Source organism: Noviherbaspirillum malthae (assembly GCF_015352985.1).
GTDB lineage: Bacteria > Pseudomonadota > Gammaproteobacteria > Burkholderiales > Burkholderiaceae_D > Noviherbaspirillum > Noviherbaspirillum malthae.
Genome location: NZ_JACYXF010000002.1, coordinates 215,179 through 229,576, shown reverse-complemented (window position 1 = coordinate 229,576; position 14,398 = coordinate 215,179). Strand labels below are relative to the sequence as shown.

Genomic DNA, 14,398 nt, shown 5'->3' with positions numbered 1-14,398 from the left:
CTTCGTCAGCCTTCCTGCAAGTCGTTCCGCTGCCGCCAGTCCTGTTCCAGTATGGAATAGCAGTTGAGATCATGGAAGCGGCCGCCCCAATAGGCCTGTTCGCGGTGAACGCCCTCGAAGCGGAATCCCATGCGCTCCGCCAGCGCGATCGATGGATGATTGTCGGGATGGGTTTCGGCCTGTATGCGATGCAAATGCATCTCGGAAAAGCCGAACTCCAGAATCGCTTCCAGCGCCTCGCGCATGTATCCCTGCCGCTGGCAGAAGCGCGCAATTTCATAGCCGATCACGCAGTTGCGCCAGCTGCGGTTCCAGCGGAAGAGGCCGCAGGTGCCGATCAGCCGGTGATCGCTGCGGCGTTCCAGCGCCCATCGGAAGCCGGTCCCCGCATGGAACCAGCCCGCAAAAAGATTGGCCAGCTGGCTTGCCTGCGAAGGATCGACCAGGGGATCGACGCCGTACCAGCGCATCCATTCGGCATCGGAATGGATGGCGTAAAGCGCCTCATTATCCGTCGGCCTGATTTCCCTCAGCCGCAGGCGGGCGGTATGCAGCTCCGGAAAGGTCGACAGCATGCCGTGACGCTGGCTGGAGCTGCGGGAACCTGCGGAGTCATTCATGGAATTTCACCGCCGGGCCCGTCGCCCAATAGTCGCCTTCGGTCGGATGCTGCTGCTTGCGCACCATGCCGCGCGCCTGCATGAGCGGATGGGCGAGGGCTTCATCGGCCCGCAGGATCGGCGTCACGCAGCAGTCGGCCTGCGCGAAACGCTCGTTCCAGACCGCCAGGGTTTCGGTTGCGAAGAGCTGGTCCAGCTCTGCCTTGACATGCATCGCCTCCGCGCCGCCGACTTCCTGGCCGAGGCTCCAGTGTTGCTCCTTCAGCTCGGGGCGGCCGAGCACATCGCAGCAGGCCTGCCAGAACTTCAGTTCGAGCGCGCCGACCGCCATGTGGCGGCCGTCGCTGGTGCGGTAGACGTTGTAGCAGGGGACGCCGCCCGTCAGCAGGTCGCGTCCCGGCTGGGCCGGCTTGCCGAAATTGTTGACGGCGACCAGCGGCATGATGTTGTGGGCAAATACCGCGTCGGTCATCGACACGTCGATGAAACGTCCCGGGCCGCCGTTTCTGACGCCGAGCAGCGCCGCGAGTATGCCTTGCACGGCGGCTTGCGCGCCGCCCAGCAGGTCGCCGACCTGCAGGTTGCCCAGCGCCGGCGTACCGTCCGGCCCGACATTCTGTTCCAGCATGCCGGCCAGGCCGATGTAGTTGATGTCGTGCCCGGCCAGCTGTGCATGGGGGCCGTCCTTGCCGTAGCCGGAAATCGCACACATGACCAACTTGGGATTGCGTGCCTTGAGCGCTTCCCAGCCTACGCCCAGCCTGTCCATGACGCCGGGGCGGAAGCTTTCGACCACCACATCGGCCTGTTCGACCATCTTCAGGAAGGTGTCGCGCTGCGCAGCGTCCTTCAGGTCGAGCCGCATCTCGCGTTTGCCCCGGTTGACCGCGATGAAGAACTGCGACACCTCGTTGCCGACATGGCCCATGGTGCGCGCATAGTCGCCGGGCCCCGGGTCCTCGATCTTGATCACCTCCGCGCCCATGTCCGCCAGATGCATGGTGGCCACCGGCCCGGGAAGCAGGCGCGTCAGGTCCAGTACACGTATGCCTTGCAGCGGCTTGTCGATCGGTTGAGTCAAGCATGCCTCCTTCGTGTTGTGGAACGGTGCCGTAGCACTTGCACCGGCTTCGTTGCGCTGCCCCAAGCTGGGCGGCAGAAATTTTCTGGCAAACCCCGGTGCGTCTATATTTTGCTCCCTCTCCCGCAGGCGAGAGAGGGTTGGGGTAAGGGGGATTATGACGAAGATCGGTCTTGGCAAACCTTCTCATCCTCAACCCTCGCTCCGCGCCCCGTCTGCGGGAGAAGGGGGAAGACAAGACGCGTCCTGCAATTTTTGTTGTCCTGCCTGGTTACTCCCACCTCAGGCAGTCAGTTGCTCCAGCGCTTCCTGCTGCTCCAGCCATTCGGTTTCGAGCTGTTCCAGTTCCTTGGCAACATAGGCCTGGTCAAGGATAAGCTGCTTCAGGGCTTCCTTGTTTGCGTCCTCGTAAATGGCCGGATCGGCCAGCTTGGCGTCGATCTCGGACTTGCGTGCATTGGATTTGGCCATTTGTTCGTCGAGCCGCTTGATGCGGGATTCGATCGGCTTTTTCAGGGCCGACAGGCGCTGGCGCTCCTCGGCTTCCTGGCGGCGGCGTTCCTGCCTTTCCTCGCGCGATTCGGATGCGGTGGTGGCCGGAGCATCCTCCGCAGCCTTGCCGTTCGACGAAGGCAGCTGTACTTCGGCCTTGCCCAGCTTGGTCTTGAACAGCCAGTCCTTGTAATCGTCAAGGTCGCCGTCGAAGGGCTGCAGCTTGCCGTCGGCGACGATCATGAACTGATCGGTCGTGGCGCGCAGCAGATGGCGGTCGTGGGAAACCAGCACCAGCGTGCCTTCGAACTGGGCCAGGGCCATGGTGAGGGCTTCCCGGGTTTCCAGGTCGAGGTGGTTGGTCGGTTCGTCGAGCAGCAGCAGGTTGGGGCGCTGCCAAACGATGAGGGCCAGCGCCAGTCGCGCCTTCTCGCCGCCGGAGAATGGCGCGATCTTGCTCGTCACCATCTCGCCGCCGAAATTGAAGCCGCCGAGGAAGTTGCGCAGTTCCTGCTCCCGCGTGGTCGGTGCAATTTTTGCAAGATGCCACAGCGGCGATTCGTCATGCCGCAGCATTTCTACCTGGTGCTGGGCAAAGTAGCCGATCGACAGCCCCTTGCCGAGACGCGTGTCGCCGGCAAGCGGCGCAATCTCGCCGGCGATGGTCTTGACCATCGTGGATTTGCCCGCGCCGTTGACCCCGAGCAGGCCGATGCGCTGGCCGTTCTGCAGCGAGAAGTTGATGCGCGAAATGATGGTCTTGTCGACGGTGGCATCGCCCTGCTCGATCCGGTAGCCGGCCGCCACGTCTTCCATGACCAGGAGCGGATTCGGCGCATTGAGCGGTTCGCGGAACTCGAACGAGAATTCCGCCGCCGCCCGCAGTGGCGCGATTTCTTCCATCTTGGCCAGCATCTTCATCCGGCTCTGCGCCTGCCGGGCCTTGGTCGCCTTGGCCTTGAAGCGGTCGATGAAGGACTGGAGATGGGCGCGCTGGCGGGCCTGCTTGTCGGCGGCGGCCTGGGTCAGCGCCATCTGCGCGGCGCGCTGGCGTTCGAAGGCCGAATAATTGCCGGAATAGCGCTTGAGCTTGAGGTTGTCGATGTGCACGATCACATTGACCACGCCGTCCAGGAAATCACGGTCGTGGGAAATGATGATCAGCGTGCCCTCATAGCGCTTGAGCCAGTCTTCCAGCCAGATGATCGCATCGAGGTCGAGGTGGTTGGTCGGTTCGTCGAGCAGCAGCAGGTCGGACGGGCACATCAGGGCCTGCGCGAGGTTCAGACGCATGCGCCAGCCGCCAGAAAAGCTGGCCACCGGCTGCTGCATCTGGTCGTTGGAGAAGCCGAGGCCGGTGAGCAGCTGCTCGGCCCTCGACCGTACCGTATAGGCGTCGGCATCCGCGAGCGCCGCATGCAGTTCGGCGATGCGGTGGCCGTTGCCGGCACTTTCCGGCGCCTGTTCAAGCGCCGCCAGTTCGGTTTCGAGCCGGCGCAGATGGGCATCGCCGTCGATTGCGTATTCCAGTGCGGGGCGGTCGAGCGCAGGCGTCTCCTGCGCGACATAGGCCATGCGCCACTTGGTCGGGAAATCGACTTCCCCGAGATCGGGATGCAGCTCGCCACGCAGCATGGCGAACAGGCTGGATTTGCCGGCGCCGTTGGCCCCGATGAGGCCGATCTTGTCGCCCGGATTGAGGGTCACGTCGACATCTTCAAGCAGCGGCTTGATGCCCCGCGTCAGGCTGACTTGCTGAAATCGTATCATCGCGTCTTGGTGCTCTTCGTCGTCTTGGCGCTGCCGGCCAGCTGGTCGGCATGCAGCAGGAAAACCGTGTCGTCGCCCGCGCTGGTGGAGACCCAGGTCAGTTCAAGGTCGGGAAAGGCGGCTTCGGCGAAAGCCCGCTCGTTGCCGATCTCGACCATCAGGATGCCTTTCTTGGTCAGACGTTCGGCGGCGCCTGCGACGATGCGGCGCACCAGGTCCATGCCGTCATCGCCTCCGGCCAGGGCGATCTGCGGCTCGCGCAGGTATTCCGGCGGCAGCTTGCTCATCGAACCCGCGTTCACATAGGGCGGATTGGTGATGATCAGGTCGTATTTCTTTTTCGTCAGCTTGTCGTACAGGTCGGATTCGAACAGGCTGATGCGGTCCTGCAGCTGGTATTCGTCGACGTTGCGGCGCGCGACGGCAAGCGCGTCTGGCGAAATGTCGACTGCATCGATATGCGCGGCCGGAAACGCATCGGCCATCATGATAGGCAGGCAGCCCGAGCCGGTGCAGAGTTCCAGGATGTTTTCCACGCTGTCCGCATCCTCGACCCAGGGTGAGAACTGCTCGGGAATCAGTTCGGCGATGAAAGACCGCGGTACGATCACGCGTTCATCGACATAGAAGCGATAGTCGCCAAGCCAGGCTTCATTGGTGAGGTAGGCCGCAGGCACGCGTTCGCCCACGCGGCGCTCGATCACGTTCAGCACCGACCGGACTTCTTCCGGCAGCAGCCTGGCGTCGTAGAAGGGCTCAAGCTTGTCGAGCGGCAGGTTCAGCGTGTGCAGAATCAGGTAAGCCGCTTCGTCGAAAGCGTTGACGCTGCCATGCCCGAAAAACAGCTTGGCGCCGTTGAAGCGGGAGACCGCGTGGCGCAGCAGGTCGCGGATGGTGGTGAAGTTGTCTGGTGTCATTGATGAATGAAATCGTTGGGAGCGCTGTGCACTGTTTCCGCCACCGGCATGCATGTGCGGCGGTGAGGTATGGGCAAGTTACAGCAGCAGGTTTTCGAGAGTTCGTCGGTAGATGTTTTTCAGCGGATCGATATGGCGCAATTCCACATTTTCGTCGATCTTGTGAATGCTTTCATTCGACGGCCCGAATTCGATAACCTGCGGGCAGATTTCCGCGATGAAACGACCGTCCGAGGTGCCGCCCGTAGTGGACAGATCTGCATCGATGCCGGTTTCGCGCTTGATGGCTTGCATCAGCGCATCGCTCAGGTTGCCGCGCGGTGTCAGGAAAGGCCGGCCGCCGATGGTCCACTTGATGTCGTAGCCGAAATCGTACTTGTTCAGGATTTCATGGACGCGCTGCTGCAAGCCTTCTATCGTGCTCGCGGTGGAAAACCTGAAATTGAAATCAATGACGACCGTGCCGGGAATGACGTTGAGTGCGCCGGTGCCGCCATGGATGTTCGAGACCTGCCAGGAAGTGGGAAGGTAGTATTCGTTGCCTTCGTCCCATTTCTCTGCGGCCAGCTCAGCCAGGGCAGGGGCCATCAGATGGATGGGGTTTCTTGCCAGCTGCGGATAGGCGATATGGCCCTGCACCCCCTTGATGGTGAGCCGGCCGGACAGGGAACCGCGGCGGCCGTTCTTGATGACGTCGCCGAGCTGCTCGGTAGATGTGGGTTCGCCGACGATGCAGTAATCGAGCTGTTCGCCTCGCTCTTTCAGCCTTTCGCAGACGACGAGCGTGCCGTCCGTGGCCGGGCCTTCCTCGTCGCTGGTGATCAGAAAGCCGATGGAGCCCTTGTGATACGGGTGTTCGTGAATGAATTCCTCGGCGGCCACGACCATGGCGGCGATCGAGGTTTTCATGTCCGCGGCGCCCCGGCCATAGAGCCTGCCGTCGCGGCGGGTCGGCTGGAACGGCGGCGATGTCCATTGCTCCAGCGGGCCGGTGGGAACCACGTCGGTATGGCCGGCGAAGACGAGCAGGGGCTGGGCGGTGCCCTTCCGCGCCCACAGGTTGGTCACGCCGCCGGATTCGATGCGTTCGCATTCGAAGCCCAGCGGCGCCAGCAGGTCGGCGATGCGGCGCTGGCAGCCATTGTCATCCGGCGTTACGGAAGACAGGGCGATCAGTTTTTCCGCCAGTGCGAGAGTCCTGCTCATTGCAAGTTGCTCATCATGCGCATGCCGCTCATGTCCATCACTTGCCGAAAATTTGCCGGTAGGCCGCATCGGAGAAACCGACGTGCGCACTGCTGCCGTCGACCAGCACCGGGCGCTTGATGACCGAGGTCGTCTCCAGCATCAGCGCCTTCGCACTGGCGGCGTCGACGATGGACGCCTTGCGCTCGTCGGACAGGCCGCGCCAGGTGGTTCCCTTGCGGTTGACCAGCGTCTCCCACGGCACATGCTTCAGCCAGGAATCGACGGTGCCGGCGCTCAGGCCGGCTTTCTTGAAGTCGTGGAAGGTATGCGCAATGCCTTGCTCGTCGAGCCAGGTGCGGGCCTTCTTGACCGTATCGCAGTTGGGAATGCCGTAAAGAGTAATTGCCATCAAGTCAGACGTTGAGTGTGAATTCGGTGAATGTCGGGCCGTCGTCTTTCTTCGGCTCCGGCACGGGTTCGGGCGCCTTGCCGCCCTTGGAATTGTTGATCAGCCAGTAGAGATTGGTGGCCGAGTCGGCGTTGGCCAATGCTTCGTCCTGCGTGACCACATCGTCTTCGATGAGGCGCAGCAGGGCCTGTTCAAAGGTCTGCGAGCCGGGCGCCATGCTCTTCTCGATCGCGTCCTTGATCTGGCCGATTTCGCCTTGCTCGATCAGTTCGGCGATATGACGGGTATTGAGCATGACCTCCACCGCGGCGCGCCGGCCGCCGTCCTTGGCCACGATCAGGCGCTGGGAAATCACCGCCTTGATGGTCGCCGCCAAGTCGGGCAGCAGCGAGGGCCGGTTTTCCAGCGGATAGAAGTTGATGATGCGGGTCAGCGCCTGGTAGCTGTTGTTCGCATGCAAGGTGGCGACGACAAGATGGCCGGACTGCGCATAGGCGATGGCATTGGCCATGGTGTCCTTGTCGCGGATTTCGCCGATGAGGATGCAGTCGGGCGCCTGGCGCAGCGCATTCTTCAGGGCGACCTGCAGGCTTTCCGCATCGGTGCCGATTTCGCGCTGGTTGACGATGGATTTCTTGCTGGTGAACAGGAATTCGATCGGGTCTTCCAGCGTCAGGATGTGGCCGGTCCTGTTGATGTTGCGATGGTCCAGCATGGCGGCGATCGTGGTCGATTTGCCGGAGCCGGTGGCGCCGACCACCAGGACCAGGCCGCGCTTTTCCATGATGACGTCCGCGAGTATGGGCGGCACGTTGAGGTCGGCGAGGCGGGGAATGTCGCCGGGGATATAGCGGATCACGGCGGAGACCGAACCGCGCTGGCGGAACGCGGACAGGCGGAAGCTGCCGACCCCAGGCACCGGGATGCCCATGTTCAGCTCGTTGCGGGTATCGAGTTCATGCAGCTGGGCGGCGCTGACGACCTCGGCCAGCAGGGCCTTGATCGTCGCGTTGTCCATCTTCTGCTGGTTCACCGGCACCAGGCTGCCATTGATCTTGACCTGGATCGGCGAGTTCACGCTCATGAACAGGTCCGATGCCTTCTTGTCCTTCATCAGCTGGAACAGGCGGTCCATCGCCATCGTGTTCTCCTGCGTCATTGCTTGCGGGATTGCCGGGCGAATGCCACGGTTGATTCGCTTGATTCACTTTGCACGCCGGAGTCGCTCCGGCGCGCAAAGGCAGTGCGAAGCTGCGGTATGCGCCGGGTATCAGGCGTCGCGCAGCAGCTCGTTGATGCCGGTCTTGGCGCGGGTCTTTGCATCGACGCGCTTGACGATCACCGCGCAGTACAGGCTGTACTTGCCGTCGGCCGAAGGCAGGCTGCCCGAGACGACGACGGAGCCCGCCGGAATGCGGCCGTAGCTGACTTCGCCGGTGGCGCGGTCATAGATCTTGGTCGACTGGCCGATGTACACGCCCATGGAAATCACCGAGTTTTCCTCGACGATCACGCCTTCGACGATCTCGGAGCGCGCGCCGATGAAGCAGTTGTCTTCGATGATGGTGGGGTTGGCCTGCATCGGCTCCAGCACGCCGCCGATGCCGACGCCGCCGGACAGGTGCACGTTCTTGCCGATCTGCGCGCAGGAGCCGACGGTGGCCCAGGTATCGACCATGGTGCCTTCATCGACATAGGCGCCGATGTTGACGTAGGACGGCATCAGCACGACGTTCTTGCCGATGAAGCTGCCGCGGCGGGCGACGGCCGGCGGCACCACGCGGAAGCCGCCCTTGGCAAAGTCTTCGGCGGTGTAGTTGGCGAACTTGGTGGGCACCTTGTCGTAGAACTGCATGCTGCCGCCGGCCGGCATCGGCACGTTGTCTTCCAGGCGGAAGGACAGCAGCACGGCTTTCTTGATCCACTGGTTCACGACCCAGGCGCCGCTGTCTTTCTGCGCAACGCGCAGCGTGCCCTGGTTGAGCTGCTCGATGACATGGGCCACGGCGTCGCGCACTTCGGCGGGAGCGGATTTGGGCGAGAAGTCGGCGCGGTTTTCCCAGGCCTGGTCGATGATCTGTTGAATTTGCTGAGTCATGTGAAGGACGTTGTCAAAACGTTGAAAGGTGGGTGAATCAGGAAAGTTTCTTGGTGAATTCGACGATGCGCTGCGCCGCTTCCAGGCATTCCTCGACTTCGGCGACCAGCGCCATCCGGATGCGGCCCTGCCCGGGGTTGATGCCGTGGGCTTCGCGGGCGAGATAGCTGCCCGGCAGGACGGTCACATTATATTCGGCATACAGGCGCCGCGCGTATTCGGTATCCGACATGCCGGGCACCTTGGCCCAGAGATAGAAGCCGGCGTCGGGAAGCGCGACGTCCAGCACCTCCTCCAGCATCGGTGTGACCCGGTTGAACTTGGCAACATATTTGGCGCGGTTCTCCTCGACATGCATTTCGTCGTTCCAGGCGGCGACCGAGGCCGACTGGATGGCTGGGCTCATCGCGCTGCCGTGGTAGGTGCGGTAAAGCAGGAAATTCTTGAGCACCTCGGCATCGCCGGCGACGAAGCCGGAACGCATGCCCGGCACATTGGAGCGCTTGGACAGACTGGAGAAGGCGATCAGGCGCGGATAGCCGGTGCGTCCGAGCTTGTGCGCCGCTTCCAGGCCGCCGAGAGGCGCTTCCTGCTTGAAATAGATTTCGGAATAGCATTCGTCGGCGGCGATGATGAAGCCGTAGCGGTCCGACAGTTCGAACAGTTCCTTCCAGTCTTCCAGCGTCAGCACCGCGCCGGTCGGATTGCCGGGCGAGCAGAGATACAGCAGCTGCACGCGGGGCCAGACGTCGGCCGGAACGCTCTTGTAGTCGGGCGCGAAATTGCGCGCCGGGTCGGAATTGACGAAGTAGGGTGTAGCTCCCGCCAGGTAGGCCGCGCCTTCATAGATCTGGTAGAAGGGATTCGGGCACATCACCAGCGCATCGCGGGTCGGGTCGATGACCGTCTGCGCCAGGGCGAACAGGGCTTCGCGCGAACCGTTGACCGGCAATACCTGCGTCGCCGGGTCGATCTTCGACAAGCCGTAGCGGCGCTCCAGCCATCCTGCAATGGAAGCCCTGAGCGCCTCGGAGCCGGCAGTCGAAGGATAGCTTGCCAGACCGCCCAGGTTGTCGGTCAGCACCTGTTTGATGAATTCGGGCGTCGGATGCTTGGGCTCGCCGATGCCCAGGCTGATGGGCGCGTAGGCGGCATTGGGGGAGACACCGGCAAACAGCTGGCGCAGCTTTTCAAACGGATAAGGTTGTAATTTGGTTAAGAGCGGGTTCACGGGGACGGGCTCGGTCGAGAATGGATTGCAAAGGCGGCATTATACCGTCGCACCTGCGCCGCGCAGCGTTCCTGCGGCCGGGAAAGTGATGTGCGCAGGACTTGAAATGATATGATAAGGCCCTTTTACGGGGCGCTTGCCTCGACCCGAGTCAACTCGTCTGGAACAGTCGATAAAGTGCGTTTAACTTCTCTTAAATTAGCGGGATTCAAGTCGTTCGTGGATCCGACCAATTTCCAGGTTCCGGGCCAGCTGGTCGGCGTCGTCGGACCCAATGGCTGCGGCAAGTCGAACATCATGGATGCCGTCCGCTGGGTGCTGGGCGAGTCGAAGGCCTCGGAACTGCGCGGCGAATCCATGCAGGACGTCATCTTCAACGGCTCGACGTCCCGCAAGCCCGCCGGCCGGGCGTCGGTGGAACTGGTGTTCGACAACGCCGACGGCCGCGCCGCCGGGCAGTGGAGCCAGTATGCGGAGATCGCTGTCAAGCGCACGCTGACGCGCGACGGCACGTCGACCTATTACATCAACAACCAGGCGGTCCGCCGCCGCGACATCCAGGACATCTTCCTCGGCACCGGCCTCGGGCCGCGCGCCTACGCCATCATCGGCCAGGGCATGATCTCGCGCATCATCGAAGCGCGCCCCGAAGACCTGCGCATCTTCCTCGAAGAGGCGGCCGGGGTGTCGAAATACAAGGAACGGCGCCGGGAAACCGAAAACCGCCTGCACGATACCCGGGAGAACCTGACCCGCGTCGAGGACATTCTCCGCGAGCTGAATGCCAATCTCGAAAAACTCGAAGCCCAGGCCGCGGTGGCGCAGAAATTCCGCGAACTGCAGGCTGACCAGGACGAGAAGCAGAAGCTGCTCTGGCTGCTGCGCAAGAACGAAGCCAAGTCCGAGCAGGAAAAGTTCTTCCGCGACATCGAAAAGGCCCAGACCGATCTGGAAGAACAGACGGCAAAGCTGCGCCATGTCGAAACCGAACTCGAGCACATGCGCCAGGCGCATTACGGAGCGGGCGACCGCATGCATACGGCCCAAGGCAACCTGTACCAGACCAACTCCGAGATCGGCAGCCTCGAAGCGCAGATCAAGTTCGTGATCGAATCGCGCAGCCGCCTGCAGACCCAGCTCAATTCCCTGACCGCGCAGCGCGACCAGTGGCAGCGCCAGAGTTCCCAGCAGCAGGAAGAGCTGGAAGAAGCCGAGATGCATCTCGAAGAGCACGGCATGCGGGTGGAGCAGGCACAGCAGGCGGCGCACAACCAGAACGATCTGATTCCGGCGCTGGAACAGGCCTGGCGCGAAGCGCAGCTCAAGACCACCGAGTCGCGCGGCAAGATCATGCAGATTCAGCAGCAGATCGAATTGGAATCCGCCCATCAGCGCAATGCCTCCAACATCCTGGCCAACCTGGCCTCGCGCCGTGAGCGACTGTCGCAGGAAAAGAGCGGCATGTCGATGCCGGATGCCACGCATCTGAACAACCTGAAGATGCAGCTGGAAGAAAAACAGGCAACGCTGGAAGAGGCCCGCGAACAGCTGGAAGCCGCGCAGGAACAGCAGCCGAGACTCGAAGAGGAGCGCAGCGCCGCACAGCAGCAGGTCAATGCCGAGACTGCCAACAATGCCAAGCTGGAAGCGCGCCTGAATGCGCTCAAGCAGCTGCAGGAAAACGTACAGACCCAGGGCAAGGTGCAGCCCTGGCTGAAAAAGCATGAATTGGGCGAACTGCCGAGGCTGTGGCAGAAGCTGCATATCGACCAGGGCTGGGAAACCGCGCTGGAATCGGTGCTGCGCGAACGCACCTCGGCGCTGGAAGTGTCCAACCTCGAATGGGCGAAGGCCTTCTTCAACGACGCGCCGCCGGCCAAGCTGGCGCTGTTCACCGCAAACGACGTGGCGGCACCGGCGGCTTCCGACGCGCCTGCCGGTCTCAAGCCCTTCATCAGTCTGCTGCAGCTCAACGATCCCGGCCTGCGCGCGCTGATGCAGGACTGGCTCAACCATGTCTATGCGGCCGAGGATGTCAACGCCGCCTTCGTCGATCGCGCCAAGCTTCCGGCGGGCGGGTGTTTCGTCACCCGGCAGGGCCATGTGATCAGCCGGACCAGCGTGCGGTTCTACGCATCGGATTCCGAGCAGGACGGCATGCTGGCGCGGCAGCAGGAAATCGAGAACATCACCAAGCAGCTGCGTGCCCAGCAGATGCTTGCCGACGAAGCGAAATCGCGCGTGGTGCGCGCCGAGGCGGCAGTGACGGCGGCCACCCAGCGGCTGCAGGAACTGCGCCAGCGCGTCTCCGGCCTCACCCAGGCGGTTCACGGTCTGCAGCTGGATGTGATGAAGCTTTCGGAGGTGCAGGAGCGCTTCAATCAGCGCAGCACGCAGATCGCATCGGATCTCGCCGAAATTGCGGCCGAAGAGGCTGAGCAGCAGCAGGCCAGGGCGGAATCGGAAGCGAAGTTCGAACAGCTCGATCTCGAACTCGCCGCGCTGCAGGAAAGCCATGAGGACGGCCAGACGGCTTACCTCGCCAAGGAACAGCAGCTCAATGATGCCCGCCAGCGGCTGCGGGAACTGGAACGCGCGGCGCAGGAAGCCGAGTTTGCCGAAAAGGCGCACCGCAACAAGATTGAGGAACTCAAGCGCGGCATTTCAACTGCGAAGGAGCAGTCGGCCCAGCTGTTTGCCAGCATGGAGCAGGGCCATCTGGAACTGGAAAGCCTGGATGACCAGGCGGCGCAGGCCGGCCTGCAATCGCTGCTGGAACGGCGCTCCGACCAGGAACGGGCGCTGGCGGATGCCCGCCATGAACTCGACCAGCTGACGCAGAAACTGCGTCATACCGAAGAAGCCCGCATGCAGGCCGAACGCAGCCTGCAGCCGCAGCGCGACCGCATCATGGAACTGCAGCTGAAGGAACAGGCCGCGCGCCTGAACCAGGAACAGTTCGCGCAGCAGCTGGCGGAAGCCCAGGCCAATGAAGCTTCACTCGCCGAAAAGCTCAATCCCGACATGCGGCCGAGCTATTTGCAAGGCGAAGTCACCCGCCTGACCAATGCAATTGCCGCGCTCGGTGCCGTCAACCTGGCTGCGCTGGACGAACTCGCGCAAGCCTCCGAACGGAAAAACTTCCTCGACGCCCAGCATGCCGACCTGTCGGAAGCAATCAGCACGCTGGAAGATGCAATCAACAAGATCGACCGCGAAACCCGCGACCTGCTGCAGGATACCTTCGACAAGGTCAACAAGCACTTCGGGGAGCTGTTCCCGGTGCTGTTCGGCGGCGGTCAGGCCAAGCTGATCATGACAGGCGAGGAAATCCTGGATTCAGGCGTGCAGGTCATGGCCCAGCCGCCCGGCAAGAAGAACGCCACCATTCACCTGCTGTCGGGCGGCGAAAAGGCGCTGACGGCGACCGCGCTGGTGTTTTCGATGTTCCAGCTCAATCCCGCGCCGTTCTGCCTGCTGGACGAGGTCGATGCGCCGCTGGACGACGCCAATACCGAGCGCTTTTGCAACATGGTCAAGCGCATGTCGTCCCAGACGCAGTTCCTGTTCATCTCGCATAACAAGATCGCCATGGAAATGGCGCAGCAGCTGATCGGCGTGACCATGCAGGAACAGGGGGTGTCGCGTATCGTTGCCGTCGACATGGAGTCGGCAGCGAATTTCGCGAGCGAAGCGCAGGCTGCGTGAGTTCGAGAGTTGCAGCCGCCGCGTTCATAGAAACCGGCGAGTGTGGGGCAACGCCGGCCGCAAGCGGCTTGCCCCGCCCAGACAGGTTCAGATGCGGGAGGAACGGGCGAGGGCGGCGCGCTTCTGGTAATAGGCGACGTTCATCTGCGCTTCCTTTGCACGTTGCAGTTCGACGTCGGCGCAGATCAGGTAGTGCTTTTCTGCGCGCTGCAGCCACCAGTTCTGGATGGATCGGATGACGGGACTCAGTGACAACATCGCCAGTTCCTGCAGTTTGAATTCTTTTGCGGATACATCGAATTTCGATTTTTCCAGGTGTGTATTCATGTTTGCTCCTTGGATGCTGGTTGCCATTGTCCTGACCTGACGCACCTCGGGGAACATGTCTGACAGAGTCTGCGTCTGTTTCTGCAGCCTGTGCCGGACAGAGCCGTTCCCCATAAGGGAGAGGAAGTTGGTATGCTTTCCTGCGCAAGGTGAATACGGAGCGACTTTCATCAATCCAGTTTAACGGTGGAAATGTGTCGCTCCGGAACAGTTGTTATTCTTCAGCTCGCCGATGTAGCAAGTGTTGATGGCGGTCAACGGTGTGAACCCGCAGGTTCGGCAATGATCAATTCCGCACGTACATTTTTTCCTGGAAGCATCAAATAGAGCGGTTTTATCGTCCAAAGGTGTTCAGCTTGACAACGTTATCGAGGAACACTACCCTGATTTTCCAAATTTATCCGGTTCAACTATTTGTGTGTAACACGAACTCCCAAACCTGCATTGCAAGCTCGTCATGCCGCTATCTGGGAACTGCTGATCCGGTGATGAAAATAACTCAGTGCAGGCGGCAATGGAGCCGCCTCAAACTATCTATGCATTCGATCCACCTCCTT

At 62.0% G+C, this 14,398-nt stretch carries 11 protein-coding genes; 1 reads left to right on the top strand and 10 read right to left on the bottom strand.

Features of this window, described 5'->3' with window-relative positions; all coding sequences use genetic code 11:
* Positions 1–5 precede the first annotated feature (5 nt).
* The 9 genes from IGW03_RS04860 to dapC form a co-directional block, all read right to left on the bottom strand.
* Entirely contained in the window at positions 6–620 is a 615-nt protein-coding gene (locus tag IGW03_RS04860; protein WP_228535035.1) for a GNAT family N-acetyltransferase, read from the bottom strand.
* Positions 613–1,701 carry a CaiB/BaiF CoA transferase family protein gene (locus IGW03_RS04855; protein WP_228535033.1) on the bottom strand — a complete coding sequence of 363 codons (1,089 nt, stop codon included), beginning with the start codon at positions 1,699–1,701 and terminating at the stop codon, positions 613–615. The genes IGW03_RS04860 and IGW03_RS04855 overlap by 8 nt, the downstream gene beginning before the upstream one ends.
* Positions 1,702–1,983: 282 nt before the next feature.
* On the bottom strand, positions 1,984–3,963 hold the full coding sequence (locus IGW03_RS04850; RefSeq protein WP_194721398.1) for an ATP-binding cassette domain-containing protein: 1,980 nt from the start codon (positions 3,961–3,963) through the stop codon (positions 1,984–1,986).
* Entirely contained in the window at positions 3,960–4,880 is a 921-nt protein-coding gene (gene prmB, locus IGW03_RS04845; protein ID WP_194721397.1) for a 50S ribosomal protein L3 N(5)-glutamine methyltransferase, read from the bottom strand. Before prmB ends, IGW03_RS04850 begins: the two co-directional genes overlap by 4 nt.
* A 78-nt stretch (positions 4,881–4,958) precedes the next feature.
* On the bottom strand, positions 4,959–6,086 hold the full coding sequence (gene dapE / locus IGW03_RS04840) for a succinyl-diaminopimelate desuccinylase (RefSeq protein WP_194721396.1): 1,128 nt from the start codon (positions 6,084–6,086) through the stop codon (positions 4,959–4,961).
* Between the two features lie 37 nt (positions 6,087–6,123).
* Entirely contained in the window at positions 6,124–6,477 is a 354-nt protein-coding gene (locus IGW03_RS04835) for an ArsC family reductase (protein WP_194721395.1), read from the bottom strand.
* Positions 6,478–6,481: 4 nt separating this feature from the next.
* Positions 6,482–7,618 (bottom strand): PilT/PilU family type 4a pilus ATPase, encoded by a 1,137-nt coding sequence (locus IGW03_RS04830; protein ID WP_194721394.1) that lies wholly within the window; start codon positions 7,616–7,618, stop codon positions 6,482–6,484.
* A gap of 129 nt (positions 7,619–7,747) precedes the next feature.
* Entirely contained in the window at positions 7,748–8,575 is an 828-nt protein-coding gene (gene dapD / locus IGW03_RS04825; RefSeq protein WP_194721393.1) for a 2,3,4,5-tetrahydropyridine-2,6-dicarboxylate N-succinyltransferase, read from the bottom strand.
* Between the two features lie 37 nt (positions 8,576–8,612).
* Complete coding sequence (gene dapC, locus IGW03_RS04820; RefSeq protein WP_194721392.1) at positions 8,613–9,806, bottom strand: succinyldiaminopimelate transaminase; 1,194 nt, start codon at positions 9,804–9,806, stop codon at positions 8,613–8,615.
* A gap of 177 nt (positions 9,807–9,983) precedes the next feature.
* Between dapC and smc the strand changes: the two genes are divergently transcribed.
* Positions 9,984–13,514: a chromosome segregation protein SMC gene (gene smc / locus IGW03_RS04815; RefSeq protein WP_194721391.1), complete on the top strand. Its 3,531-nt coding sequence runs from the start codon at positions 9,984–9,986 to the stop codon at positions 13,512–13,514.
* A gap of 87 nt (positions 13,515–13,601) precedes the next feature.
* Here smc and IGW03_RS04810 read toward each other — a convergent pair whose 3' ends face one another.
* The gene (locus IGW03_RS04810) at positions 13,602–13,841 is read right to left on the bottom strand and encodes a hypothetical protein (protein ID WP_194721390.1); all 240 of its coding nucleotides are present in this window, start codon (positions 13,839–13,841) and stop codon (positions 13,602–13,604) included.
* Positions 13,842–14,398 lie beyond the last annotated feature (557 nt).

What these genes read in the sequence shown, in the direction of transcription:
- IGW03_RS04860 (WP_228535035.1), bottom strand. Translation starts at nt 620, where the DNA reads ATGAATGACTCCGCAGGTTCCCGCAGCTCCAGCCAGCGTCACGGCATG.
- IGW03_RS04850 (WP_194721398.1), bottom strand. Translation starts at nt 3,963, where the DNA reads ATGATACGATTTCAGCAAGTCAGCCTGACGCGGGGCATCAAGCCGCTG.
- prmB (WP_194721397.1), bottom strand. Translation starts at nt 4,880, where the DNA reads ATGACACCAGACAACTTCACCACCATCCGCGACCTGCTGCGCCACGCG.
- dapE (WP_194721396.1), bottom strand. Translation starts at nt 6,086, where the DNA reads ATGAGCAGGACTCTCGCACTGGCGGAAAAACTGATCGCCCTGTCTTCC.
- IGW03_RS04835 (WP_194721395.1), bottom strand. Translation starts at nt 6,477, where the DNA reads ATGGCAATTACTCTTTACGGCATTCCCAACTGCGATACGGTCAAGAAG.
- IGW03_RS04830 (WP_194721394.1), bottom strand. Translation starts at nt 7,618, where the DNA reads ATGGCGATGGACCGCCTGTTCCAGCTGATGAAGGACAAGAAGGCATCG.
- dapD (WP_194721393.1), bottom strand. Translation starts at nt 8,575, where the DNA reads ATGACTCAGCAAATTCAACAGATCATCGACCAGGCCTGGGAAAACCGC.
- IGW03_RS04810 (WP_194721390.1), bottom strand. Translation starts at nt 13,841, where the DNA reads ATGAATACACACCTGGAAAAATCGAAATTCGATGTATCCGCAAAAGAA.